This is a genomic window from Micromonospora sp. NPDC005291 (genome assembly GCF_040607415.1).
Taxonomy (GTDB): domain Bacteria; phylum Actinomycetota; class Actinomycetes; order Mycobacteriales; family Micromonosporaceae; genus Micromonospora.
The window spans coordinates 350,158-370,760 of sequence record NZ_JBEXGR010000005.1 but is presented as its reverse complement, the minus strand read 5'-3'; the positions used below and the strand labels follow the sequence as shown (position 1 = coordinate 370,760).

Annotated in this window: 22 protein-coding genes; 10 read left to right on the top strand and 12 right to left on the bottom strand. The window is 72.0% G+C overall.

The genetic code is table 11. The annotated features are described in order from the left end of the window. Positions 1-35: 35 nt before the first annotated feature. Positions 36-2,045: a threonine--tRNA ligase gene (gene thrS, locus ABZT18_RS10360; RefSeq protein WP_354993780.1), complete on the bottom strand. Its 2,010-nt coding sequence runs from the start codon at positions 2,043-2,045 to the stop codon at positions 36-38. Between the two features lie 217 nt (positions 2,046-2,262). On the opposite strand from thrS, the gene ABZT18_RS10355 reads away from it, so the two are divergent. Next, positions 2,263-3,129 carry a DUF1775 domain-containing protein gene (locus ABZT18_RS10355; protein ID WP_354993781.1) on the top strand — a complete coding sequence of 289 codons (867 nt, stop codon included), beginning with the start codon at positions 2,263-2,265 and terminating at the stop codon, positions 3,127-3,129. 97 nt (positions 3,130-3,226) lie between these two features. Here the strand turns inward: ABZT18_RS10355 and ABZT18_RS10350 are convergent, their stop codons facing one another. Beyond that, positions 3,227-4,183, bottom strand: coding sequence for an ADP-ribosylglycohydrolase family protein (locus ABZT18_RS10350; RefSeq protein ID WP_354993782.1), 957 nt, complete (start codon positions 4,181-4,183; stop codon positions 3,227-3,229). Positions 4,184-4,256: 73 nt separating this feature from the next. Between ABZT18_RS10350 and ABZT18_RS10345 the strand changes: the two genes are divergently transcribed. Continuing rightward, entirely contained in the window at positions 4,257-4,946 is a 690-nt protein-coding gene (locus ABZT18_RS10345) for a response regulator transcription factor (RefSeq protein ID WP_030489108.1), read from the top strand. Positions 4,947-4,975: 29 nt separating this feature from the next. After that, a complete protein-coding gene (locus ABZT18_RS10340; protein WP_354993783.1) occupies positions 4,976-6,379 on the top strand; it encodes a HAMP domain-containing sensor histidine kinase in 1,404 nt (467 codons plus the stop codon). Between the two features lie 300 nt (positions 6,380-6,679). On the opposite strand, the gene ABZT18_RS10335 is transcribed toward ABZT18_RS10340, so the two are convergent. Next, positions 6,680-7,705 (bottom strand): adenosine deaminase, encoded by a 1,026-nt coding sequence (locus ABZT18_RS10335; protein ID WP_354993784.1) that lies wholly within the window; start codon positions 7,703-7,705, stop codon positions 6,680-6,682. Beyond that, positions 7,702-8,496, bottom strand: coding sequence for a trans-aconitate 2-methyltransferase (locus tag ABZT18_RS10330; RefSeq protein ID WP_355251010.1), 795 nt, complete (start codon positions 8,494-8,496; stop codon positions 7,702-7,704). The genes ABZT18_RS10335 and ABZT18_RS10330 overlap by 4 nt, the downstream gene beginning before the upstream one ends. A gap of 83 nt (positions 8,497-8,579) precedes the next feature. Here ABZT18_RS10330 and ABZT18_RS10325 point away from each other — a divergent pair, with 83 nt between their 5' ends. Further along, a complete protein-coding gene (locus ABZT18_RS10325; RefSeq protein WP_355251007.1) occupies positions 8,580-9,563 on the top strand; it encodes an aldo/keto reductase in 984 nt (327 codons plus the stop codon). Positions 9,564-9,651: 88 nt separating this feature from the next. Then, a complete protein-coding gene (locus ABZT18_RS10320) occupies positions 9,652-9,846 on the top strand; it encodes a hypothetical protein (protein WP_355251004.1) in 195 nt (64 codons plus the stop codon). Positions 9,847-9,976: 130 nt separating this feature from the next. Here the strand turns inward: ABZT18_RS10320 and ABZT18_RS10315 are convergent, their stop codons facing one another. The 7 genes from ABZT18_RS10315 to ABZT18_RS10285 all read right to left on the bottom strand — a co-directional run bounded on the left by ABZT18_RS10315 (position 9,977) and on the right by ABZT18_RS10285 (position 14,330). Continuing rightward, a complete protein-coding gene (locus ABZT18_RS10315; RefSeq protein ID WP_088962828.1) occupies positions 9,977-10,180 on the bottom strand; it encodes a cold-shock protein in 204 nt (67 codons plus the stop codon). A 285-nt stretch (positions 10,181-10,465) separates the two neighbouring features. After that, a complete protein-coding gene (locus tag ABZT18_RS10310) occupies positions 10,466-10,738 on the bottom strand; it encodes a DUF4235 domain-containing protein (RefSeq protein ID WP_354993788.1) in 273 nt (90 codons plus the stop codon). Then, positions 10,735-11,109, bottom strand: a complete 375-nt coding sequence (locus ABZT18_RS10305; protein WP_354993789.1) for a DUF3618 domain-containing protein — start codon at positions 11,107-11,109, stop codon at positions 10,735-10,737. The genes ABZT18_RS10310 and ABZT18_RS10305 overlap by 4 nt, the downstream gene beginning before the upstream one ends. Then, a complete protein-coding gene (locus ABZT18_RS10300; RefSeq protein ID WP_354993790.1) occupies positions 11,106-11,540 on the bottom strand; it encodes a phage holin family protein in 435 nt (144 codons plus the stop codon). The genes ABZT18_RS10305 and ABZT18_RS10300 overlap by 4 nt, the downstream gene beginning before the upstream one ends. A 293-nt stretch (positions 11,541-11,833) precedes the next feature. Beyond that, positions 11,834-13,021 carry a mechanosensitive ion channel domain-containing protein gene (locus tag ABZT18_RS10295; protein WP_355251001.1) on the bottom strand — a complete coding sequence of 396 codons (1,188 nt, stop codon included), beginning with the start codon at positions 13,019-13,021 and terminating at the stop codon, positions 11,834-11,836. Positions 13,022-13,104: 83 nt separating this feature from the next. After that, on the bottom strand, positions 13,105-13,926 hold the full coding sequence (locus ABZT18_RS10290; protein ID WP_354993792.1) for a DUF1206 domain-containing protein: 822 nt from the start codon (positions 13,924-13,926) through the stop codon (positions 13,105-13,107). Positions 13,927-13,985: 59 nt separating this feature from the next. Next, positions 13,986-14,330, bottom strand: a complete 345-nt coding sequence (locus ABZT18_RS10285; protein WP_355251024.1) for a hypothetical protein — start codon at positions 14,328-14,330, stop codon at positions 13,986-13,988. Between the two features lie 117 nt (positions 14,331-14,447). Here ABZT18_RS10285 and ABZT18_RS10280 point away from each other — a divergent pair, with 117 nt between their 5' ends. Next, positions 14,448-15,674: a cysteine desulfurase-like protein gene (locus ABZT18_RS10280; RefSeq protein ID WP_355250998.1), complete on the top strand. Its 1,227-nt coding sequence runs from the start codon at positions 14,448-14,450 to the stop codon at positions 15,672-15,674. Continuing rightward, a complete protein-coding gene (locus ABZT18_RS10275) occupies positions 15,671-15,958 on the top strand; it encodes a GNAT family N-acetyltransferase (RefSeq protein ID WP_355165956.1) in 288 nt (95 codons plus the stop codon). The genes ABZT18_RS10280 and ABZT18_RS10275 overlap by 4 nt, the downstream gene beginning before the upstream one ends. A gap of 42 nt (positions 15,959-16,000) precedes the next feature. On the opposite strand, the gene ABZT18_RS10270 is transcribed toward ABZT18_RS10275, so the two are convergent. Then, the gene (locus ABZT18_RS10270; RefSeq protein ID WP_355250995.1) at positions 16,001-17,491 is read right to left on the bottom strand and encodes a glycoside hydrolase family 3 N-terminal domain-containing protein; all 1,491 of its coding nucleotides are present in this window, start codon (positions 17,489-17,491) and stop codon (positions 16,001-16,003) included. A 216-nt stretch (positions 17,492-17,707) separates the two neighbouring features. Between ABZT18_RS10270 and ABZT18_RS10265 the strand changes: the two genes are divergently transcribed. The 3 genes from ABZT18_RS10265 (at position 17,708) to ABZT18_RS10255 (ending at position 20,587) form a co-directional block, all read left to right on the top strand. After that, positions 17,708-17,833, top strand: coding sequence for a hypothetical protein (locus ABZT18_RS10265; RefSeq protein ID WP_354993796.1), 126 nt, complete (start codon positions 17,708-17,710; stop codon positions 17,831-17,833). 98 nt (positions 17,834-17,931) lie between these two features. After that, complete coding sequence (locus ABZT18_RS10260; protein WP_354993797.1) at positions 17,932-18,882, top strand: TIGR03557 family F420-dependent LLM class oxidoreductase; 951 nt, start codon at positions 17,932-17,934, stop codon at positions 18,880-18,882. Between the two features lie 73 nt (positions 18,883-18,955). After that, on the top strand, positions 18,956-20,587 hold the full coding sequence (locus ABZT18_RS10255) for a RecQ family ATP-dependent DNA helicase (protein ID WP_354993798.1): 1,632 nt from the start codon (positions 18,956-18,958) through the stop codon (positions 20,585-20,587). The last annotated feature ends 16 nt before the right edge of the window (positions 20,588-20,603 follow it).

The window sequence follows — 20,603 nt, the reverse complement described above, 5'->3', positions numbered from 1 at the left end:
GCCCCCGCCGCGACGCGCGTCGCGGCCGTGCCCGCTTACTCGGCGGCGGCGGACGGGCCGATGTTGGTGCGGGAGGACACCACGTCGAGGACGTGGGTCACCGCCTCGGCGATCGGGACCCCGTTGCGCTGGGAACCGTCGCGGTAGCGGAAGGACACCGTGCCGGCCGCCACGTCATCGTCACCGGCGATCACCATGAACGGGATCTTCTGCTGCTGAGCCGTACGGATCTTCTTCTGCATCCGGTCGTCACCCGCGTCCACCTGGGCCCGGATCCCCTCGGCGCGCAGCGCCGCGACGAAACCGTGCAGGTAGTCGGTGTGGTCCTCGCGGATCGGGATGCCCACCACCTGCACCGGCGCCAGCCACGCCGGGAACGCGCCCGCGTAGTGCTCGGTGAGCACCCCGAAGAACCGCTCGATCGAGCCGAACAGCGCCCGGTGGATCATCACGGGCCGCTGCCGGCTGCCGTCGGAGGCCTGGTACTCCAGCCCGAACCGCTCCGGCTGATTGAAGTCGACCTGGATGGTGGACATCTGCCACGTCCGGCCGATCGCGTCCCGCGCCTGCACGGAGATCTTCGGCCCGTAGAACGCCGCGCCGCCCGGGTCGGGCACCAGGTCCAGGCCGGAGGTCGCGGCGGCGGTCCGCAGCGCCTCGGTCGCCTCCGCCCAGTCCTCGTCGGCGCCGATGAACTTGGGCGAGTCGTCCCGGGTCGACAGCTCCAGGTAGAAGTCGTCCAGACCGTAGTCGCGCAGCAGGTCCAGCACGAAGCTCAGCAGCGTGGACAGCTCTCCGGCCATCTGCTCCCGGGTGCAGTAGATGTGCGAGTCGTCCTGGGTCAGGCCACGAACCCGGGTCAGGCCGTGCACCACGCCGGACTTCTCGTACCGGTAGACCGTGCCGAACTCGAACATCCGCAGCGGCAGCTCCCGGTACGACCGCCCGCGCGACCTGAAGATCAGGTTGTGCATCGGGCAGTTCATGGCCTTGAGGTAGTAGTCCGCACCCTCCAACTGCATGGGCGGAAACATGGTGTCCGCGTAGTACGGCAGGTGACCGGACGTCTGGAACAGCTGCGCCTTGCTGATGTGCGGGGTGTTGACGAACTCGTACCCCGCCTCCTCGTGCCGCTGGCGGGAGTAGTTCTCCATCTCCCGGCGGATGATGCCGCCCTTGGGGTGGAAGACCGCCAGGCCGGAGCCGATCTCGTCGGGGAAGCTGAACAGGTCCAGGTCCGCGCCGAGCTTGCGGTGGTCGCGCCGGGCGGCCTCCTCCAACAGCTTCAGGTACGCCTTGAGCTCGTCGCGGGTCGGCCACGCGGTGCCGTACACCCGCTGTAGTTGCGGGTTCTTCTCCGAGCCTCGCCAGTACGCGGCGGCCGAGCGCATCAGCTTGAACGCGCCGATCAGCCGGGTGGTGGGCAGGTGCGGGCCCCGGCACAGGTCCGACCAGCAGACCTTGCCCTCCTTGGCGTCGAGGTTGTCGTAGATCGTCAGCTCGCCGCCGCCGACCTCCATCACCTCGTCGGTGTCCAGGCCCTCGCCCTTGACCTCGATCAACTCCAGCTTGAACGGCTCGTCGGCCAGCTCGGAGCGCGCCTCGTCCAGGCTGCCGAAGCGGCGGCGGCGGAACCGCTGCCCGGACTTGATGATCTCCTGCATGCGCTTTTCGAGCTTGCTGAGGTCGTCGGGCTGGAACGGCTTGTCGACGTCGAAGTCGTAGTAGAAGCCGTTCTCGATCGGCGGGCCGATGCCCAGCTTGGCCTCGGGGAAGATGTCCTGCACGGCCTGGGCGAGCACGTGCGCGGTGGAGTGGCGCAACACGTTGAGCCCATCGGGCGAGTCCAGGGTGACCGGCTCGACGACGGTCTCCTCGGCCGGCGCCCAGTCCAGGTCACGCAGCTGACCCTCCGGGTCGCGGACCACCACGATCGCCTTGGGGCCGTTCGCGGGCAGTCCGGCCGCGGCCACCGCGTCGGCCGCCGTGGTCCCGGCGGCGACGACGACGGGGTCGGCCACGGCGGGGGTACGGGGTGCGGACACGGTGACTCCTCCAAGCGGTACGAAACGGTGCCGATCCTCGGCACCTGCCGATGCTATCGGTCCACCCACCCAGGCCAAGGAAGGGCACCTTCCTAACGCCCGCGGCAGCGGAAGGGCACTTCCTGACAGTCGGCGTTGAACCTTTTGGTGCTCGCAGCCGAACTAGGAGGTGTGGCCGGAACCGGTGCCGGTCGCGTCGACACGATGGGGGCACGAGATGGCGAGCACGCACGGCGGTGGGCGCCGGCGGCGGATCGCGGCGGTGACCGCGCTGACCGCCGCCGGGCTGCTGCTCGGATGGCCCGGCACGGCGCAGGCGGCGGACGTGACGACCACGCCGACCGAGGCCCGGCAGGGCGACGCGGTACGCCTGGAGTTCACCGTGCCGGAGGAGCGGGCCGGCACGAAGACCCGCCAGATCGAGGTCCGGTTGCCGGCCGACGCGCCGGTGGCGGAGGTCTACCCGATGTCGGTGAACGGCTGGGCTCCCCGGATCAGCTCGCGCACCCTGGACAAGCCGGTGGCCGGCATCCACTCCACCGGGGTGAGCACGGTGACCACCGCGGTGACCTGGGTCCGGGTCGGCGAGAGCGAACCTGGGCCGGCCCGGCTGGCGCTGTCCATGGGGCCGATGCCCCAGGTGGAGCGGATCGCCTTCGAGGTCGTCCAGACGTACGCCGACGACACGGTGGTCCGTTGGGCGGACGCCACCGGCGCGCACCGGGCCCCGGTGCTGACCCTGCTGCCTGCGGCGGCGGGCGCGGCCGGCCCCGCCGGGCACGGCGGACACGGCACCGCGGCGGCCGACGCGGGGACCAACCCCGACGCCGGCGTCGCCGCGGAGCCGGCGAATGGTGCGGGCGGCGCCGGCGAGGAGTCGGGCAGCGCCGACGGGATGCTGGCCGCCGGTCTGCTGGCCGGGCTGGGCGGCGGCGCGGCGATCGGCTGGTTGGTCAGCCGGTGGCGCCGACGCGACCCGGCCGAGGACGCGGCGCTCGCCGAGGTGACCGGCGGTGCGGACGAGGCCCCGGCACCAGCCGATGCGGAGCCGGCGTCCGTCGGAAACGCGGTGCGCACCGGCTGAGCGGCACCAGCGCACCCATCATCAACTCCACATCGCCGACATCGCGGCATTCCCCGCCCGGGACACCGCTAGATCGCCGATCTGGTGTCGATCATCGTCAGGGCGCCCAGGTGGGTAGCGGCTCGCGGGCGGCCAGCCACGGTTCGGGCACCCCGCCGGGCGTGCCGACGCCGGTGTACGCGGCCACCACCGCGCCGACGATGGCGGAGGTGGTGTCCACGTCCCCACCGGCCTGCACACAGGCCTGGATCGCCGCCGGATAGTCGTCGAGGTGGGTGGCGGCCACCCAGAGGGTGAACCCGACGGTGTCCTGGGCGGTCACCCGGGAGCCGTTGCCGACCGCCGCCACCACCCCGGGCAGTGGCCGGCCGAGCAGCCCGGCCGCCCGGCTGACGCGTCGGTATACCTCGGTGCCGGGGTCGAGCGCGGCGGCGATCCCGCCGAGCAGCCGCTCCGGCGCCGGTCGGTGCCCGTCGAGGCGGGCCCGGGCGGCCAGCGCGGCGGCAACAGCCACCGCGACAGCGCCGGCGATCCCCTCCGGGTGCGCGTGGGTCACCTCGGCCGAGGCCCGGGCCTGCGCCGCGGCACGGGCCGTCGAGTCCGCGAAGTACGCGCCCAGCGGGCCGACGCGCATCGCGGCGCCGTTGCCGCAGGAGCCCTGACCGTCAAAGGCGGACGCGGCGGCCACCGGCCACGGTGTGCCGGTGCGGATCAGCCGCAGGATCAGCATCGCGCCGGCTCCGTAGCCCCGGCGCGGGGCGCACCGCTCGGCGAAGGCCAGGGCCAGCCGGTCCCGGTCGATGCCTCCGGAGTCGGCCAGCTCGGCGAGGACCGAGCAGGCCATCTCGGTGTCGTCGGTCCACTCCCAGGGCGCCGGCGGCAGTGCGCCCGTCGCGAGATCCGGGGGCGCTGGCGGCAGTGCGCCCCTGGCGAGATCCGGGGGCGCTGTCCACGGCAGGAAGTACTGCGCGCCGAGCGCGTCGCCGGTGGAGAGACCGGCGAGGCTGTCCCGGGCGAGCGCCAGGCGGGCATCGGCGAACAGGATGAAAGACATCGTCGTACCAGCTTGCCCGCTCGCCAGGCACGTCGCAACGCGATCAACTTGCCAGGCCAAGTACGGTCTTGTCGTGGCCTCCGTGCTCCTGGTCGAAGACGATCACGTCGTACGCGGCGCGATGCTGCGGTCCCTCACTGATCGGGGGCACGCCGTGCACGCCGTGGGTACGGCGTTGGACGCCCTGCGTCGGGTCGCCGCGGAGACACCCGATCTGGTGGTGTTGGACCTCGGCCTGCCCGACCTGGACGGCTCGGACGCACTGCGGATGCTGCGCGGCATCACCGACGTCCCGATCATCATCGCCACCGCGCGCGATGACGAGCAGTCGGTGGTCAAGCTGCTGCGTGCTGGCGCCGACGATTACATGGTCAAGCCGTTCACCGGGGCGCACCTGGACGCGCGGATCACCACCGTGCTGCGCCGGGCTGGCCGGGCCAGCCGGACGGTGCAGCCCGCGGTGCACAGTGTCGGCGGGCTGCGGGTGGACGTGGGCGAGCGCAGCGCCCAGCTCGACGGGGAGCCGCTGGCGCTGACCCGCAAGGAATTCGACCTGCTGGCGTATCTCGCCGCACGACCCGGGCGGGTAGTGTCCCGCCGGGAACTCTTGGAGGAGGTATGGCGGCAGCCATCGGTCGGCGAGGATCAGACCATCGACGTTCACCTGTACTGGCTCCGCAGAAAGATGGGCGAGTCCGCGGCGAAGCCGCGCTACCTGCGCACCGTGCGGGGGGTCGGTTTCCGGCTGGTGGCACCGGACTGAGGACGGCGCTGGCCCTGCTCACGGCCGGCATGTGCAGTCTCGTCGCGCTCGCGTTCCTGATCCCTCTCGGGCTGAGCCTGCGCGAGCAGAGCCGGGACGAGGCGATCGCCGACGCGGCCCGGCGCAGCGCGCTGGTGACCGGCGCGCTGGCGGTGAGCACCGACCCGGCGGTCGTCGAGCGTGCCGTGGTGGCCAGCGCCGAGGGCGCCCCGACCCGGCCGGTGGTGCACGGGCTGGGTCTGGACGAGTCCGCTGGTCGGGCCAGCGGCAGCGACCTGGACCGGGCCCGCGCCGACCGGCGGTCGTTGGTCGTCGACGTCGACGGCGGGGTGGTCCGGCTCGACCCGGTCGTCCTCGGCGACCGGACGGCCGTGGTCGAGGTGTTCCTCCCGGATTCGGCCCTGGGCGAGGGTGCCGGCGGCACCTGGCTGCTGCTGTTCGCGGTCGGCGCGGCGATGGCCGGCGCGGCGGTGCTGGTGGTCGACCGGGTCGCCGCCCGCGCGGTGGACTCGACCCGTGGTCTGGTCAAGGCCGCGCTCTCGATCGGCGACGGCGACGTGGGCGTACGCATCGAGCCGACGGGTCCCCGCGAGCTCGCCGAGGCCGGGTACGCCTTCAACCGGATGGCCGACCGGCTGGACGCGGCCCGCACCGATGAGCGTGAGCTGGTAGCCGACCTGTCACATCGTCTGCGTACCCCGTTGACGGTGTTGCGGCTGGACGCGGAGGCGTTGGAGTCCGACGACACCAGCGTGGGTTCGTTCAGCCCGGCGGAGCTGGACCGGCTCCGCGGCATCCGGCGTATCCGGCAGGCGATCGTCACCCTGGAGGGTGAGATCGACGTGCTGATCAAGACCACCCGCAAGGCGGTGGCGCACGAGGCCGGGCCGGCGATGTGCGACGTCAGCGAGGTGGTCCGGGACCGGATGGTGTTCTGGGCGGCGCTGGCCGGCGACCAGAATCGGCCGCACCGGGTGAACGGCGCTCAGTTGCGCATCCCCGCGCCGGTGCCGCGGGCCGAGTTGGCCGCCGCGTTGGACGCGGTGATCGGCAACGTCTTCCGGTACACCCCGCAGGGCACCGCGTTCGAGGTGGCCGTGTCCCGGCGGGACGGTTACGTGGCGATCCGGATCGACGACGCCGGCCCCGGCATCGCCAACCCGGACCGGGCGCTGCGCCGGGGAACCAGTGACCAGGGCTCGACCGGGCTCGGCCTGGACATTGCCAAGCGGGTGGCGTTGCAGGCCAATGGCTCGGTGAGCATCGATCGCGCCCGGCTGGGCGGTGCCAGCGTGGTGATGCTGCTCGCCGACCCGGAGGCGACGCCCCGACAGGTCAGCCGCTTCGGTCTGGTCGGCAGGATGGCACGCGACGCCCGGGACACGAAGGCCAGCGCACGTCGCTGGCCCCGCCAGCGCCCCACCGACGACTGACCGGGCCGGCCGGGGCTGTGCGCCGGCGCAAGTCTTCCTTAGATCGGGCTTAACGACCGTGATGGACCGGCTGTGGGCTGACAGGATCACAGCACGAACCCACCAGTTCCACCGGCCGAGCGCACCGCGCACCCACGGCCGGTGGAGCCGCGCGCGCGGCGGGAGTATCAGGTCCCCCCACACCCACGCTCCCGCCGCGCGCCCTGCTCCCCCGACCGGCTCAGCCCCGTTTCGACGGCCGATCCGCTCAACCCGCGTTCTGCGGCCGACCCGCTCAGTCGCGTTCTGCGGCCGACCCGCTCAGCCGGCGGCGGTGGCGAGGTACGCGTCGATCTCGGCGGTGATCCGCTGCTTGCCGGCGGCGTCGAGGAAGGACGCGGTCACCGCGTTGCGGGCGAGCCCGGCCAGACCCTCGGGGCCCATCCCGAGCAGCCGGGCCGCCACCGCGTATTCGTCGTTGAGGGTCGTGCCGAACATCGGCGGGTCGTCGGAATTGATGGTGACCAGCAGCCCGGCCTCGACCAGTTGGGGCAGCGGGTGCTCGTCGAGGGTGGCCACCGCCCGGGTCCGCACGTTGGACGTCGGGCAGATCTCCATCCCGATCTGCCGCTCAGCCAGGTACGCGAGCAGCTCCGGGTCCTGTGCGGCGGAGATGCCGTGCCCGATCCGCTCGGCGCCCAGCTCGTTCAGCGCGTCCCAGATGGTCTGCGGGCCCGTGGTCTCCCCGGCGTGCGGCACCGAGTGCAGCCCGGCGGCGCGGGCCTGATCGAAGTAGGGCCGGAACTGCGGCCGGGGTACGCCGATCTCCGGGCCACCAAGACCGAAGCTGATCAGCCCGTCCGGGCGCTCCTCCAACGCGATACGCAGGGTCTCCTCGGCTGCGGGCAGCCCTGCCTCGCCGGGGATGTCGAAGCACCAGCGCAGCTCGATGCCGAAGTCGGCCATGGCACGCTTGCGGGCGTCCTCGATCGCCTCGCAGAACGCCGGCGCGGGGATGCCCCGACGCACGTGCGAGTACGGGGTGATGGTCAGCTCCGCGTACCGGACCTGCTGGCGGGCCAGCTCCCGGGCCACCTCGTGGGTGAGGATCCAGACGTCCTCGGGGTCGCGGATGAGGTCCACGACGCTCAGGTAGACCTCGATGAAGTGCGCGAAGTCGTGGAACTCGAAGTAGTTGGCAAGCGCCTCGGGGTCGGCCGGCACGGGAGTGCGTCCCTCGTGGCGGGCGGCCAACTCGGCAACGATCCGGGGCGAGGCGGAGCCGACGTGGTGCACGTGCAGCTCTGCCTTGGGCAGGCCGGCGATGAAGGTGGGCAGGTCGGTCACGGGTTCTCCTGGACATGGTCGCTGGTGTGGGCGACGACGAAGACGCGGCGGAACGGGAAGTACACCTGACCCTGCCGGACCGGGTAATCGGCGGTGAGCCGTACCCCCAGCTCGGCCCGGAAGGCGGACCAGCCGGCGGCGTCCAGCGCGGCCCGGACCGGGCGCAGCGCGGTGCCCTCCATCCAGGCCAGCACCGGGTGGTCGGCGGCGGGCCGGGCGGGCAGCAGGTGCACGTAGGTAGTCTCCCAGGCGTCCACCGCGCAGCCTGCGGAGGTCAGGAGCGCCGCGTAGTCGGCCGGGTCGTCGACCGGGTCGGCACGCAGCAGCGGGGCGACCTCGGCCCGCCAGGTCGGCAGGTCGGCGACCTGGCGCAGCGCCCGGTGCGACGGGGCGTCGAAGTTGCCGGGGACCTGCATGGCGAGCCACGCTCCGGCGGGCAGCTCGGCGGCCCAGCGGCGCAGCAGCTCCTGGTGGCCGGGCACCCACTGCAGCGCCGCGTTGGTGACCACCACGTCCTCGTCGCCGGCCGGACGCCAGTCGCGCAGGTCGGCGACGGCGAAGTCGACGGGAGCGCCGAGGGCGGCGGCCCGGTCGATCATCTCGGGCGAGGAGTCCAGGCCGAGCACCCGGCTCGTCGGCCAGCGCTCGGTGAGGGTGGCGGTGAGCTGGCCGGGGCCGCAGCCGAGGTCGATCACCGTCCGGGGCCGCTCGGCCGGAATCCGCGCGACCAGGTCGTGGAACGGCCGGGATCGTTCGTCGCCGTAGCGCAGATAGGTCGTCGGATCCCACATCGTCGCCTCCAAACCGTACGCCCGTTATGTTTCAAGGTACGGTTCGCGTGGCACCCCGGCAAGCCGATCACTAGGCTCAGGGCATGGAACAGCGCAGCTTCAACCGGCTCGGCCGGACCGTCGGGATCGTCGGCCTCGGCGCCTGGCAGCTCGGCGCGGACTGGGGCACCGTCAGCGAGGACGACGCGATGGCCGTGCTCGCCGCCGCCGTGGACGCCGGGGTCACCTTCCTCGACACCGCCGACGTGTACGGCGACGGCCGCAGCGAGCAGCTGATCGGCCGCTTCCTGCGCTCCCGACCCGACGCCGGGCTGACCGTCGCCACCAAGATGGGCCGCCGTGTCGAGCAGCGGCCGGAGGCGTACACCCTGGCCAACTTCCGGCAGTGGACCGACCGGTCCCGGGCCAACCTGGGAATGGACACGCTGGACCTGGTCCAGCTGCACTGCCCGCCCACCGCCGTCTTCTCCTCCGACGAGGTCTTCGACGGCCTGGACACCCTCGTCGCCGAGAAGGCCATCGCCGGGTACGGCGTCAGCGTCGAGACCTGCGACCAGGCCCTCACCGCGATCGCCCGACCGGGGGTGGCGAGCGTCCAGATCATCCTCAACGCGGTCCGCCACAAGCCGCTGGAGCGTGTCCTGCCGGCCGCCGCGGCAGCCGGGGTCGGCATCATCGCCCGGGTGCCGCTGGCCAGCGGCCTGCTCTCCGGCCGGTACGACGAGCACACCGAGTTTCCCGCCGACGACCACCGCAACTTCAACCGGCACGGTGCGGCCTTCGACGTCGGGGAGACGTTCTCCGGGGTCGACTTCGAGCGGGGCCTGGCCGCCGTACGTCGGCTGGCGCCGCTGGTCGACGCCGACCGCACGATGGCACAGTTCGCACTGCGCTGGGTGCTGGACCAGGCGGGCGTCACCGTCGTCATCCCCGGTGCCCGCGACGCCGACCAGGCGCGGCGCAACGCCGCCGCTGCGGACCTGTCGCCGCTCACCGACGGCCAGTTGGCCGGCGTACGCGAGATCTACGACGAACTGATCCGCCCGCAGGTGCACGACCGGTGGTGACCCGCGCACCCGGGGTGCTCGCGTCGCGTCGCGCGACCGGTAATGCTGGAGGGCGGCGTGCCGCTCCGGGCGGCGGAGAGGGGACGCGATGAGGGGCTGGCTTCCGCTCACCCTCGGCCTGCTGGCCGTCGTGATCGGTGCGGTGTGGACGGTGCAGGGCCTCGGCTACGTCAGCGGCAGCGTGATGACCGACGAGAAGATCTGGGCGGTGGTCGGCCCACTCGTCGCACTGGCCGGGCTGGTGATGATCTGGCTCGGCCTGCGCTCGCGCCGCCGACTCTGAGCCGGCGCTCGACTGCGGAGCCGAACCGGGGCCGACACGTGGAGAGCCCCGCATCCCGGGAGGGATACGGGGCTACACAACGACCCCTGGCCGGATCGTCCCACTGACCGGCGGGGGCCGGCCATAGTGCTCAGATGGGACGGACCTGCTCAGCCTGCGGGCCCTTCTGACCCTGAGCGATCTCGAACTCCACCCGCTGGTTCTCCTCCAGCGAACGGTAGCCGCTGGACTGGATGGCCGAGAAGTGGACGAACACGTCAGCACCCCCGCCATCGACGGTGATGAAGCCGAAGCCCTTGTCAGCGTTGAACCACTTCACGGTTCCCTGCGCCATGCGAATCTCCTTCTAAAACTCGTGGCCGTGCACGCCGTGCGGCCGATTGGCCGTTTTCGAGCAGCGGTGCCTGAGGCGGCCCCACGAAGGAGACTTCTCTCAACCCACGCCATCTCGCAACAGCGTGGAACAGCAAATCACGTACGCAAAAAGTCTGTCACGACCTCTGGAACGAATTTCTCCGACATGTGACCTGACGGATGCCTGAGATCCGCTGGGCGGCGTCCGATGCCATGCGAAAGCCCCCTTCCCATCGATGCGGAAAGGGGGCTGGAGTCGCTGTGGTCAGTCCGGCCAACTGCCGGTCATCCGGCGGACGCCGACCGCGCCACCACGGTCCACGGCAGCCCGGACGACCGCGAAGATGGCCCCCTGCAACGCCGCGGCGGCCAGGATCTCGCCCCAGCCGCGATCCTCGTCAATCGCGTTGGGCGCCTCACCGTCGCCCGCGGTGACCTTCCAGACCTGCCGGAAGATCGCGCCAGCCACCGTGCCTGCGGCGATACCCAACAACACGCCGACCGGCCGGTACGCGACCTTGCCGATGCTCTTGCTCACCTACGCCTCCCCCGCACGATCATCAGCACCACCACGGTGGCCACCGCACCGGCGGCGATGGCCGCCCATGGCACCGGGTTGTGGCGCACCAACTCGCCCTTGTCGTGCGCCTGCGCACGCACCAACTCGCCCTTTTCGTACGCCTGCGCGCGCGCCATCCCGGCGCCACGCACGGCCTGCTCACGGACCCGGGCGACGGTCTGCGCCGCCTGCTCACGCATCCGCTCCTTCGCCTGCCCAGCGGATTCCTTGAGGCGCGCCTTGACGTCGGCCTTGGCGGCCAACGCCTCCATCGTCTCGCCCAACTCGACGCGGGTGCGACGGATCTCCTCGCGGAGCGCCTCGGTGTCGCCGGTCCCGTTGCCCGTCATTGCCGCCCCCTGTCCTTCACCGCGGCGGTGACGGTGTCCATGTCGGCCCGGAGGCTGCGGACCGTGGCCGCCGGCACCGGCGGAACCGCCCGGCTGACCTGCTTCTTGCCCACCAGGGCGAGGACGCCGGCCACCAGGAAGCAGGCCACCGCCACGATCAGCGCGGCGGCCCAGGCGGGCAACACCAGGTCGAGCAGCAGGATCGCCGTGGCGACCAGCGCGCCCAGGCCGAAGAACGCCAGTGCGCCGCCGCCGCCGAACAGGCCGATCCCGATGCCTGCGTGCTTGCCCTTCTGGGTCAACTCCGCCCGGGCCAGCGCCAGTTCGTCCCGCACGAGGCGGGAGACCTGTTCGGTGGCCCGTTGCACCAACTCGGCGGTGGAGGGCTCGCTCCCATTGCGGGGTGTGCGGGCGTTCGCCACGTCAGCCATGCTGTCCTCCTTTCCTCATCACCGCGCTGTATGCCCGGAGTCGCCGCCCGTCAATCCTAAAGCGCGCCGAGCAGCTCACCGTCCCCGTTGTCCGGTCGCCGCGCCGTAGATCCGGCGCTGGCCCACTCGATCGCGCCAGAGACGTCCGGCAGCAGATCCCCCACCCAAGCCCGACCAAACCTCCCACCAAACCCCAACCCCCATCGCAGGCCCTCGTCGATCATGAAGTTGACGGCGCGAGACACCGTTCCGGCCGCCGCCCGCTTCATGATCACGCGAATAGGGGGTGGGGTTTACGGGCGGGCTTCTTCGGGGCCTACGAAGGCTTCGCTGCGGGCGTCGCCGTCATCGCTGCCGCCGAAGACGCGTGCGTCGTCAGGCGCCTCGGTGTCGGCCGCGCGGCGAGCCGGCCGCCTCGGCTGCACCCACTGCCAGGGCAGGTTGCTGCCGGAGTCACCCAACTCGGTGCGCATCCGGGGCATCGCGGTCGGTCGGTTGTCCCGGATCCAGGCCACCAGGTGCTCACGGACGAGGCAGCGCAGGTCCCACAGGCTGCCCGCGTCGGCGGCGCTGACCAGCGCGCGCATCCGCACCATCCCGCCGGTGGCGTCGGTGACCTGCAGGACGCAGACCCGGCCGTCCCACAGCTCGGTGCCCTCGACCAGGCGGCGCAGTTCCTCACGCATGGTCTGCACCGGCACCGCCCAGTCCACGTCGATCTCGGCGGTGCCGAGCACCGCCGCCTCGGTCCGGGTCCAGTTCTGGAACGGCTTGCTGGTGAAGTACGAGGTGGGCAGGATCAACCGCCGGTCGTCCCAGATCTGCACGACGACGTAGCTGAGGGTCAGTTCCTCGATCCGACCCCACTCCCCCTCGACGACAACCACGTCGTCGAGCCGGACGGCATCGCTGAAGGCGAGCTGGAGGCCGGCGAAGACGTTGCCGAGCAGGCTCTGCGCTGCCAGGGCGGCCACCACACCGACCACACCGGCCGAGGTCAGCACACCGGCGCCGATGCCGCGCACGCTCGGGAACGTCATCAGCATCACGCCGATGGTCAGGATGACGATCATCGCGATGGTCAGCCGGCGCAGCATCACCACCTGGGTCCGTACCCGCCGGGCGTGACGGTTGTCGGGCACGTCGACCCGGAACCGGGCCAGTGCGGTGTCCTCCACGACGACCAGCAGACAGGCCACCAGCCAGGCGGTGCTGGCGATGACACTGAGGACGAGCAGGTGCAGCAGCAGCTGCCGCCAGCTCTCGCCGACCGCGTACCCGGTGCTGAAGCGGACGGCGAACTGCACGGCCAGGACCGTGCCGGCGACCTGGAACGGGCGGTGCGCGTGGTCGGTCAGCTCGGTCAACAGCTGCGCCCGGCGGCCGAACCGCCGGGTCAGCCGGTGGACGACCTCGACCAGGAACAGGGCGACCGCCGCCGCGACGAGCGCGGCGACGGCCGTTTCGAGATAACTCTGCACGGCTTCGGTGCTTCCCTTCGACGAAGTGTCGGGCACTTCGGGCAAAAGCCCAAGAGTGCCCGACGTCCTCGGAATCGACCAGCTCAGACCTTGCGGTACCGGGACTGGAGGAAGCAGTACAGGCCGAAGGCGGCAATGCCCAGGGCGACCAGGGTCAGCAGGAACGTGCCGTACGACTGCTCGCGCAGGGTGTGCAGCGCGGCGTCCAGACCACGGGCCTTCTCCGGGTCGTAGTTCACCGCCGCCACGATGACCAGCAGACCGGAGATGCCGTACGCGACGCCCTTGGCGACGTAGCCGGCCATACCGAGGCGGCGGGCCAACTGGCGGGTCTTCGGGCTCATCTCACCGGTCTTCAGGTGCTTCTCGAACTTCTTGAGGATGCCGTAGATGACCAGGCCGACACCGATCGCGGCGAGCACCAGCCCGGCCAGGCCGACCAGCCAGCGACCGCCGCTGGAGGTCATCAGCTTCCCGGTCAGCGCCTCCTGCTGGTCGGCGCTGTTCGACCCGACGTCCCGGAAGACCTTCAAGGCCGTCCAGGCGAAGTAGAGGTAGACGACGGTGCGGCCGGCCGAGGCGACCCGTTCGATGATCCGCTCTTTGCCCCGCTCGGCGCGGTGCCCGACAGCCGCCTCCAGCGCCTGCCAGATCGCCATCGCGAGCAGGCCGACCGCGATGGCGATGACCAGGAACTTACCCAGGGGCTGTTCGGAAAGGGTACGCAGCGCGCCGGACTGGTCGCCGTCGTCGGACGACGTGCCGAACGCGATCTGCAACGCCAGCCAGGCGAAGAGGAGGTGGACGATGCCGTAGCCGATGAAGCCGGCCCGGGCGAGGAGTTCCAGCCACCGGCTGTCCGCCGTACGGGAGGCGGTGGCTTCTGCGCTACGGGTAAGTGACATGGCGCCACAATCTCCGATTGCGAAGATTCTCAAACGTCGGCCACCGCCGCCCGCCCAGGTCAGCTGCCCGGGTTACGCGATACGCGAATCTTGACCTGCTGGTCGGTGACGCTGTCCAGGGTGACCGCGAAGCCCCCGGCCTCGGCGGCCTGTTGCCCGGTGGTGAGGGTGAGCTGCTCGCCGGCGACCTCGACGGTCACCTGGTCACCCTCCGCGCCGACCAGCTTGGCCTCGACGCCCAGGATGGTGGTCCGCGCGTCGACACCCCGCTCGAAGGTGACTGTGCAGGCGTCCAGACCACAGTCTGTGGAGGCGCCCTGGGAACTGCAACCGGCGAGCACGGCGAGGCCGAGCGCCAGACCAACGAAAAGGCTGGCGGTGCGGCGAATGGGGGGCAATGACATGGTGGCGGGTCGTTTCGTCACCCCGCCAAGGGTACGAGACGCCAGCGAGGCCCGCGGCGAACGGTGATCACCCGGCGGCCCACCAGGGCGCGAGGAGCACGGGCTATGGTCCGGGACATGCCGTTCGACATCGCCCGCACCCGGGCCGCCTACCCCGCCCTGACCGAGGGCTTCGTCCACTTCGACGGGGCCGGGGGCACCCAGACCGCAGCCGGCGTGATCGACGCGGTCACCGACGCCATGCGTACGGCGGTCGGCAACCGCAGCGCGGCCTTCGTACCGGGTCGCCGGTCGTTGGAGCTGGTCGCAGAGGCCCGCTCGGCGGTGGCCGACCTGCTCGGCGCCGACCCGGCCGGGGTGGTGCTCGGTCCGAGTGCCACCGCGCTGACGTACACCCTGGCCCGCACGCTCGGCGCGAGCTGGCGACCGGGCGACGAGGTGGTGGTCTCCCGGCTCGACCACGACGCGAACGTGCGCCCGTGGGTGCAGGCCGCCGAGGCGGCCGGCGCGACCGTGCGTTGGGCCGAGGTCGACCGGCACACCGGCGAGCTGCCCGCCGGGCAGTACGCCGACCTGGTCGGTGAGCGGACCCGACTGGTCGCCGTGACGGCCGGCAGCAACGCCATCGGCACCATGCCGGACGTGCCGGCGATCGCCAAAATCGCGCACGCGGTCGGTGCGCTGGTCTACGTCGACGGGGTGCACTCGGTCCCGCACGGGCCGACCGACCTGACCTCGCTCGGCGCTGACGTGCTGGTCACCAGCGCGTACAAGTGGTCCGGGCCGCACCTGGCGGCGATGGTGGCCGACCCGGCCCGGTGGGCGGCGCTGCGCCCGGCGAAGCTGGTGCCGTCCTCCGACGCGGTGCCGGACCGGTTCGAGTACGGCACCCCGAGCTTCCCGCTGCTGGCAGGCGTGACCGCCGCGGTGGATCACCTGGCCGGGCTGGACCCGGACGCGGCGGGGGACCGGCGGGCGCGGCTGCGGGCCGGGCTGGCCGCCGCCCAGGCACATGAGGAGGCACTGCTGGACCGGCTGCTCGCCGGGTTGGTGGAGCGTCCGGCGATCACCGTCTACGGCTCGCCGGCCCGACGCTGCCCGACGGTCTCGTTCCGGGTCGCCGGGATGTCACCAGCGGCCACCCAGGAGGCGTTGGGCGCTGCCGGGTTCTGCCTCTCCGTCGGCGACTACTACGCCTACGAGTACTTCCAGATGATGGGTCTGCGTGACAGCGGCGGCGCGGTGCGGGCCAGCATCTACCACTACAACACGGCCGACGAGGTCGACCGGTTGCTCACCGAACTGGACGCACTGACCGACGCCACGGGGAGAATGGCCGGATGAGCACCTTGGTCGAGGACAACCCGGCGAAGCACCGCTTCGAGATCCTGGTCGACGACGCGCTGGCCGGCTTCACCGCGTACGTGCCGCGCGGGGAGGTCCTGGTCTTCACCCACACCGAGGTGGACCGGGGCTTCCAGGGCAAGGGCGTGGGCGGCACGCTGATGCGGGGCACTCTGGACGAGGTCCGTGCCCGTGGCACGAAGGTGGTGCCGCAGTGCTCCTTCATGGCCGCGTTCATCGACAAGCACCCCGAGTACGCCGACCTGATCGCCGACCTTCCGTAGGACCGATCGATCAGGTCGGCGCGGCCGCGCCGGCAGACCGTCTCAGCGAGCGCCGGTCAGCACCTCGGCGGCGGCCCACCCACTGGCCCGGGTAGCGCCGTGGGTGGCCAGGTGCACCGCCCCGGTGACCAACTCGGGCACGCCCAGCTCGACCACGACCGCGTCCGGCCGGGCGACCAACGCGCGTTGCACGGCGGAGCGCATCCAGTCGTGCCGGTGCAGGTCGCGGACCACCAGGACCAGTGGGCGGGTGCCCGCCCCGGCGCCCGGGTCGGCCGGCACGTCGGGTTCCGCGTAGCGGACCGTGCTCGTGCCGGGCAGCAGCTCACCCAGCGGCGCGCCGATGCCCCACGGGGTTTCCGCACCGATGGCGATGTTGCGGAGCGGCTCGAACTCGACCACGTGCGCCGCGCGGGTCAGGGGCAGCGCGACCGTCGCGGTCCGGGCGGCGGTGACCCGGACGGCCCGGCGGGCGGCGACCAGGCCGACGTCGGCGGCACCGCGCCCTCCGGCCAACCCGGCGGTGCGGGCGGCCACCGTCCAGGCGGCGAGTTGACCGACCCGCTTGGCCGCCTCGGCGAGGCGTTCCTCGGGCAGCTCACCGGAGACGACCGCCGCCACGATGGCGTCGCGCAGCTCGCGGGCCGCCTGCTCGTCGGCCCGTTCGCCGCCGATACAGATCGCGTCGGCCCCGGCGGCGAGGGCGCGGACCGTCGCCCCGGCGAAGCCGTACCGGTCGGCGACCGCGCGCATCTCCACCGCGTCGGTCACCACCACGCCGGAGAAGCCCATCTCGTCGCGGAGCAGCCCGCCCAGGATGCGCTGACTCAACGTGGCGGGCAGGTGCGGGTCGAGCGCGGGCACCAGCAGGTGGCCGGTCATCACCGCCTGCACCCCGGCGGCCACGGCGGCCCGGAACGGGGCCAGCTCGCAGGCGTCCAGCCGGTCTCGGTCGGCGGTGATCCGGGGCAGGTCGTGGTGCGAGTCGACGCGGGTGTCGCCGTGCCCGGGGAAGTGCTTCGCGCAGGCGGCCACGCCGCCGGCCTGGAGCCCGCGGACCCAGGCGGCGGTGTGCCGCGCCACCAGCGCCGGGTCGGCACCGAACGAGCGGACACCGATCACCGGGTTCTCCGGGTTGGAGTTGACGTCGGCGTCCGGGGCGTAGTTGAGGGTGACCCCCGCCGCGGCCAGCTCGACGCCGAGGTCGCGGGCGACCGCCTCGGTCAGCTCCGGGTCGTCGACCGCGCCGAGGGCGAAGTTGCCGGGTCGGGTGCTGCCGTGGACCGACTCGAGCCGGGTGACGTCGCCGGCCTCCTCGTCGATCGCCACGATGACGTCCGGCCGCTCGGCGCGCAGCGTCGCGGTGAGCGCCGCCACCTGTGCGGAGTCGACGACGTTGCGGGCGAAGAGCACCACTGAGCCGAGGCCCTCGCCGAGCCAGCGGCACACCCACGGTGGCGGGGTGGTCCCGACGAACCCGGGTTGCAGGACGGCGGACGCGAGCGCCGGAAGATGCCCGGTGGGCGCGCTCACGCCGCCCCCTCGTGGCGGTCGGCGTCGATCACCGGCGTCGACGCGCCCCCGTCGACCCGCTGGTTGCGCTCGCTCATGCGGCCCCCGTACCCCATCTCTCGCGCGCCCTCGGCGCACCGCCACCGGCAGGCGGTCCTGCCATGGTCACACCGGGCCTTTCAATAGTCAATAAACCTTACAGTTGCCCGACGGCCCGGTCCCCGGGAGAGTGCGGGGATGAACCCCGCCCTGCTGGCCGACGCGACGAGCCCGGCCGACATCCCCGGCGTACGCCTGCTCGGCCTGGTGGTCGGCGCCCTGCTGCTGCTCGCCGCGATCCGGGCGATGTTCGGTCGGCGCTGAGCGCTACCCGCCGGTCAGTGCCCGGCGAGCCGGGTGTGGCCGACGACGACCGGGGTACGGCTCTCCCATCAGCAGGTCCGCGTGCCGAAGGGGAAGCAATGAAGATCGGTTACTTTCTGTCCAGTGAGGAGTTCACGCCAGCCGAGCTGCTGGAGCAGGCGCGCGGTGCCGAACAGGCCGGCTTCGAGGCGCTGTGGATCTCCGACCACTACCACCCCTGGGTCGACGCACAGGGCCAGAGCCCATTCGTCTGGTCGATGATCGGCGCGCTCAGCCAGGTCTGTTCGCTGCCGGTGACCACCGCGGTGACCTGCCCGACCCTGCGGATCCACCCGGCCGTGATCGCCCAGGCGGCGGCGACCAGCGCGGTGCTGCACGGCGGGCGGTTCGTGCTCGGCGTCGGCACCGGCGAGGCGCTCAACGAGCACATCTTCGGCGACGCCTGGCCGCAGACCGACGTCCGGCTGGAGATGCTGGAGGAGGCCGTCGAGGTGCTGCGCGCGCTGTGGGGTGGCGACTTCGTCAACCACCACGGCAAGCACTACACCGTCGAGCACGCCCGGATCTACACGCTGCCCGACACTCCCCCGCCGATCTACGTCTCCGGCTTCGGCCCGAAGTCCATCGACCTGGCCGCCCGGATCGGCGACGGCTACGTGAGCACCATGCCCGACGGCGAGATGGTCCGGCGCTTCCGCGAGAACGGCGGCGGCGACAAGCCGTGCCAGGCCGGCTTCAAGGCGGCGTACGCGGACAGCGAGGACGAGGGCATGCGGATCGCGTACGAGCGCTGGCCCAACGCGGGGGTGCCGGGTGAGCTGTCGCAGGTGCTCCCCTCACCACGCCACTTCGAGCAGGCCGCCCAACTGGTCAAGCCGGAGATGTTGAAGGACGCGTTCGTCTGCGGCAACAGCGCCGACGCGCACCTGGAGATGATCGACCAGTACACCAAGGCCGGCTTCGACGAGGTCTACGTGGCCAACACCGGCCCGCACTACCAGGGCCTTTTCGATCTCTACCAGCGCGAGGTCCTGCCCCGCCTGCGCTGAGCCCCGTACCGACGAGCCCATGATCGTCCGAACGTGTTTCGGCGGTCATGGGCTCGGGTACCTCCGGCCTTCGATGAAACTGTCCACGCATTCGATGACGTTGCGCCGCGCGGCCCGGAGCCTCTTCGGCTGGACCGCACTGCGGCCCAACCAACTGGCCGCCATGCGCGCGGTGATGAAGCGACGTGACGCCCTAGTCGTGCTGCCCACGGGCGCCGGCAAGTCGGCCATCTACCAGATCCCGGCCAGCCTGATCCCCGGCCCCACCGTGGTGATCTCCCCGCTGTTGGCTCTCCAGCAGGACCAGATCGCGGCCCTCAACGAGCGCCAGCGCCCGGAGCTGCGGGCGGTGCGGATCAGCTCGAACGAGTCGGCCGCCCAACAGGCCGAGGCGATCGCCGAGATCCGCGAGGGTCGAGCGGAGTTCCTGTTCATCACCCCGGAGCAGCTGAGCAACCCCGCCCGGATGGCCGAGGTCGCCGCGCTGAAGCCCGCCCTGGTGGCGATCGACGAGGCGCACTGCATCTCGGCCTGGGGGCACGACTTCCGCCCCGACTACCTGGCGCTCGGGCACCTCATCGAGGGCATCGGCCGACCGCCGGTGGTCGCGTTGACCGCCACCGCCTCCCCGCCCGTACGCGACGACATCATCGCCCGACTGCGGCTGCGCGAGCCGGAGGTGGTGGTCTCCGGGCTGGACCGGTCCAACCTGTTCCTCGAGGTGGCGCACTGCCCCACCGAGGACTACCGGTGGCGGCGCCTGGTGACGCTGCTGCGCGACGAAAAGCGGCCGGGCATCATCTACGTGCCGACCCGCCGCGCCGCCGAGGAGCTGGCTGCCCGGTTGACCGACGCCGACTTTCCGGCGCAGTTCTACCACGGCGGAATGGCCGCCGGCGCGCGCACCGAGCTGCACGAGGCGTTCCTCGCCGACCAGGTGCCGATCATGGTGGCCACCTCCGCGTTCGGCATGGGCATCGACAAGCCCAACATCGCCTGGGTGGTGCACATGGCGCTGCCCGACTCGCCGGACAGCTACTTCCAGGAGATCGGCCGGGCCGGGCGCGACGGGCAACCGGCCCGGGTGCTGCTGCTCTGGCAGGCCGAGGACGTGGGCCTGCAACGGTTCTTCAGCGGCGGCCTGCCCAACTCCGAGGAGCTGCGCGACCTGGCCGCGCTCCTGCGCCGCAAGCCGGCCACCAAGACCGAGCTGCGTGAGACCACCGGCCTCGGGCCACGCAAGCTGGGCCAGTACCTCTCCCTGCTGGAGCAGGTCGGGGCGGCCGAGCCGCGCGCCCGGCAGCGCATCAGCGCACCGCGCTACTCCCCCGACCCGGTGGACGCCGCCGCGGCGGCACTGGCCGAGGCGGAACGCCAGCAGACGGTGACCCGGTCCCGCACCGACATGATGCGGGCCTTCGCCGAGACCAACGCCTGCCGGGGGCAGACCCTGCTGGCCTACTTCGGCGAGCAGATGACCCAGATCTGCGGGCACTGCGACAACTGTCACGCCGGCACCAGCGTCGCCGATCAGGGGGCGGTCGGGCCGTTCCCGGTGCACAGTCAGGTGCGCCACCCGGAGTGGGGGCACGGCATGGTGCTCGGGTACGAGGACGACAAGATGACGGTTCTCTTCGATGAGGTCGGGTACAAGACGTTGTCGGTGCGCGTGGTGTCCGAACAGGGCCTGCTGACCCTGGACTAGCCTGTCCCGGGCACCG

Coding starts and splice junctions, on each gene's coding strand:
- ABZT18_RS10350 (WP_354993782.1), bottom strand. CDS start 4,183: ATGTCTTTCATCCTGTTCGCCGATGCCCGCCTGGCGCTCGCCCGGGAC.
- ABZT18_RS10325 (WP_355251007.1), top strand. CDS start 8,580: ATGGAACAGCGCAGCTTCAACCGGCTCGGCCGGACCGTCGGGATCGTC.
- ABZT18_RS10305 (WP_354993789.1), bottom strand. CDS start 11,109: ATGACGGGCAACGGGACCGGCGACACCGAGGCGCTCCGCGAGGAGATC.
- ABZT18_RS10280 (WP_355250998.1), top strand. CDS start 14,448: ATGCCGTTCGACATCGCCCGCACCCGGGCCGCCTACCCCGCCCTGACC.
- ABZT18_RS10255 (WP_354993798.1), top strand. CDS start 18,956: ATGAAACTGTCCACGCATTCGATGACGTTGCGCCGCGCGGCCCGGAGC.
- ABZT18_RS10290 (WP_354993792.1), bottom strand. CDS start 13,926: ATGTCACTTACCCGTAGCGCAGAAGCCACCGCCTCCCGTACGGCGGAC.
- ABZT18_RS10275 (WP_355165956.1), top strand. CDS start 15,671: ATGAGCACCTTGGTCGAGGACAACCCGGCGAAGCACCGCTTCGAGATC.
- ABZT18_RS10355 (WP_354993781.1), top strand. CDS start 2,263: ATGGCGAGCACGCACGGCGGTGGGCGCCGGCGGCGGATCGCGGCGGTG.
- ABZT18_RS10340 (WP_354993783.1), top strand. CDS start 4,976: ATGTGCAGTCTCGTCGCGCTCGCGTTCCTGATCCCTCTCGGGCTGAGC.
- ABZT18_RS10320 (WP_355251004.1), top strand. CDS start 9,652: ATGAGGGGCTGGCTTCCGCTCACCCTCGGCCTGCTGGCCGTCGTGATC.
- ABZT18_RS10285 (WP_355251024.1), bottom strand. CDS start 14,330: ATGTCATTGCCCCCCATTCGCCGCACCGCCAGCCTTTTCGTTGGTCTG.
- ABZT18_RS10265 (WP_354993796.1), top strand. CDS start 17,708: ATGAACCCCGCCCTGCTGGCCGACGCGACGAGCCCGGCCGACATCCCC.
- ABZT18_RS10260 (WP_354993797.1), top strand. CDS start 17,932: ATGAAGATCGGTTACTTTCTGTCCAGTGAGGAGTTCACGCCAGCCGAG.
- ABZT18_RS10330 (WP_355251010.1), bottom strand. CDS start 8,496: ATGTGGGATCCGACGACCTATCTGCGCTACGGCGACGAACGATCCCGG.
- ABZT18_RS10300 (WP_354993790.1), bottom strand. CDS start 11,540: ATGGCTGACGTGGCGAACGCCCGCACACCCCGCAATGGGAGCGAGCCC.
- ABZT18_RS10315 (WP_088962828.1), bottom strand. CDS start 10,180: ATGGCGCAGGGAACCGTGAAGTGGTTCAACGCTGACAAGGGCTTCGGC.